The sequence below is a fragment of the Hyalangium sp. genome (assembly GCF_035629615.1).
Lineage (GTDB): Bacteria > Myxococcota > Myxococcia > Myxococcales > Myxococcaceae > Hyalangium.
In genome coordinates this window covers 1-3067 of record NZ_DASPHO010000280.1, presented here as the reverse complement: position 1 = coordinate 3067, position 3067 = coordinate 1, and the positions used below count along the sequence as shown (strand labels likewise).

Sequence of the window (3067 nt, the reverse complement as noted above, 5' to 3'; positions counted from 1 at the left end):
CACCGCGCCGGGCTGATCCACCGCGACCTCAAGCCCTCCAACATCCTGGTGGAGCGCACGGACGACGGCCGCCTCAAGCCCTTCGTCATGGACTTCGGTCTGGCCTATGACTGGAGCGAGAAGGGCACCACCACCTCGGGCTCCGCCGTCGGCACGCCGCACTACATGGCCCCCGAGCAGGCCCGCGGCGAGCTGGAGGGCCTGGATCGCCGCGCGGATGTCTACAGCCTGGGCGCCACGCTCTACTTCCTGCTCACCGGCCACCAGGTCATCCCCGGCGCCAACGGGCTGGAGGTGCTCAACAACATCGCCACCGTGGAGCCCACGCCGCCGCGAGCCCTGGATCCGAACGTCCCCACGGACCTGGAGGCCATCGTCCTCAAGTGCCTGGAGAAGGACCGGTCCGCGCGCTACGACTCGGCGCGCGCGCTCATCGAGGACCTGGACCGGTTCCTCGCGGGTGAGCCCGTCCAGGCCCGCTCCACCGGCCTGTGGTACCGGCTGCGCAAGAAGGCCCTCAAGCACCGGCTCGTGGTGAGCGTGGCCGCCGTGGCGCTGCTGGCCGTCACGCTCGCCCTGGGCTGGGCGCTCTATACGCACTCGCAGGCCACCCGCCGCGAGCAGCTCGCCCGCAGCTTCACCGAGAAGGTGGAGCACATCGAGGCGCTGGCCCGCTACTCGGGGCTCTCGCCCCTGCACGACACGCGTGAGGACCGCGAGAAGATCCGCGACAGGATGGCCGAGCTGGAGGTGCAGATCCGCGAGGCGGGTGCGCTGGCGGTGGGCCCAGGCCACTATGCGCTGGCCCGCGGCTACCTGGCGCTCGGCGACGAGTCCTCGGCGCGCACTCACCTGGAGATGGCCTGGCAGAGCGGCTTCACGGATCCGCGCGTGGCCTACTCACTCGCCCTGGTGCTCGGCCGCCTGTACCAGGATCAGCTCCTGGAGGCCGAGCGGCTGCGCAGCATCGAGGAGCGCCGGCGCGACATCCAGACCCTCTACCGAGACCCGGCCCTGGACTGGCTGCGCCGGAGCCAGGGCGCGGAGGTGCACTCCTCCGAGTACGTGGCCGCCCTCATCGCCTTCTATGAGGACCACTTCGACGAGGCGCTGACACGGCTGGACGCCATGAGCAACCGCCTGCCCTGGTTCTACGAGGCTCCCCAGCTGCGCGGAGACATCCTCCAGGCCCGAGCCGCCCGGCGCTGGAACCAGGGAGACCTCGAGGGCGCGCGGGCCGACTTCGAGGCGGGCCGCCGCGCCTACGCCGCCGCCGCTGCCATTGGCAGGAGCGTGCCCGCCGTCCACCAGGCGCTGGCCAAGCTCGAGTACACCGCGATGATCATGGAGGTCTACAGCCAGGGCGACGTGCTCCCTGCCTTCCAGCGGGGAATGGAGGCGGCGGGGCGCGCGCTCCAGGCCTCACCGGATGAGGCGGCCGCCCTGATGCTGAAGGCGCGCTTCCATCGGCGGCTCGCGGACAACCAGAACAACCGCTGGGTGGACGCCCAGGCCTCTGTCGATGTGGCCCTGAGCGCGGCACGCTCGGCCCTCCAGCGCGGGCACCCTGCCTGGGAGGTGCACCTGGAGCTGGGGCGCATCTTCTTCCAGCAGGCGCGCTGCAGGAAGAACCGCCACGAGGATCCATTCGCGTCGCTCCGCGAGGCCGACCAGGCCCTGCAGGCCATTGCCCCCAAGGACCGGGACTACGAGTTCCACACCATCCTCGGGTTGATCCACTCCCAGTGGGCCACCTACGAGGAAGACGTCGGCACCCGCTCGCAGGCACACCGCAACCAGGCCATTGAGGCCCTGCGCGAGGCCACGCGGCTCGATGCCCGCATCCCGGACGCATGGATCAGCCTCGGACGGGCCTACTTCAAGCGCGCCCTGGAGCCGGGGGGCCAGGAGGACGATCTCAAGCAGGCCTGGGAGGCCAATCGCCGGGGGCTGGAGCTCAACCCCAAGCACTGGGTGCCGTACTACTACGGTGGAGAGGTCAACGTGGTGCGGGCCGAGCGGCGCAAGTGCTCTGACGACGCGCCCTCCCTGCTGGCCAAGGCGCTGGAGCTCTACCGGCAAGGGCTCGCCATCAACTCGAACAGCCAGCAGCTCCAGAATGGGGTCGCCAAGACACTGCTCGGCCAGGCGCGCCAGGCCTGGATGCGCGGAGGAGATCCCTTCCCACTGCTCGACGAGGCCCAGACCGCCTCCGAGCAGGCCCTCCTCCTGGCCCCCAAGGTTCGTACCTACAATGACCTGGGCCTGGTCCACGCCATGCGCGCTCTGTACCGGGAGGCCCGAGGAGAAGAGCCCACCCCCAGCGTGCGCGCGGCCGTGGCCTCCTTCGAGAAGGCGCTCCAGCAGGACCCGGAGTATTCCCTGCCCCGGACCAACCTGGGCAAGGTGCTCCAGACGCTCGCGGAGTCCGAGCTGACGCGAGGGCGGGATCCGAGCGCGACCCTGCAGCGCTCCGAGAAAGAGCTGCGCGAGGCGCTCGCCCACAATCCGCGAGACGCCGAAGCCTGGAGCTACCTGGGAGAGGCGCACACGGTCCTGCTGCGCTGGAAGGCGCGACGCGGGCAGGCGCGAGAAGAGGACTTCGCAGAGGCGGCGCGCGTCTTCGAGCAGTCTCTCGCGCTGGAGCCGGGCCTGGCCGACACGCAGCTGGCTTTTGCCTCGCTGCACCACGTGTGGGCGCTCTGGAAAAAGGATGCGGGCCGCGTCCCAGCCCCCCAGCTGGAACGCGGCCTCGCCTTGACGGAAGAGGTGCTCGAATCCTGTCCCGAGCATCCGGAAGCTCTGCGGCTACGTGCCAAGTTGATGATGGTCCGGGGGGCCCCAGAGGCCCCCACTGGTGGGCAGTAGCTTCACGGATGCGAGCCAGGGAAGACTTCTCCCGCTGCAGTACAGCAAACCTTTACGTGTGACCGGGCTGGCCCCCCCGCCAGCTCCCGGCGTCGAGCCGACTAGCCCGGCGTGACGGGCACATCATCGCCCTTGCTCGTGCCGCCACCTGCATCGGAGGTGCTGCCAGTGCCCGTGCTGCCACCCGTCTGCGTCGTGG

At 70.2% G+C, this 3067-nt stretch carries 1 protein-coding gene; it reads left to right on the top strand.

All coding sequences use genetic code 11. The annotated features are described in order from the left end of the window. Positions 1 to 2868, top strand: a 2868-nt coding sequence (locus VD972_RS14115; RefSeq protein WP_324986746.1) for a protein kinase domain-containing protein, incomplete at its 5' end; no start/stop codon positions are given. Positions 2869 to 3067 lie beyond the last annotated feature (199 nt).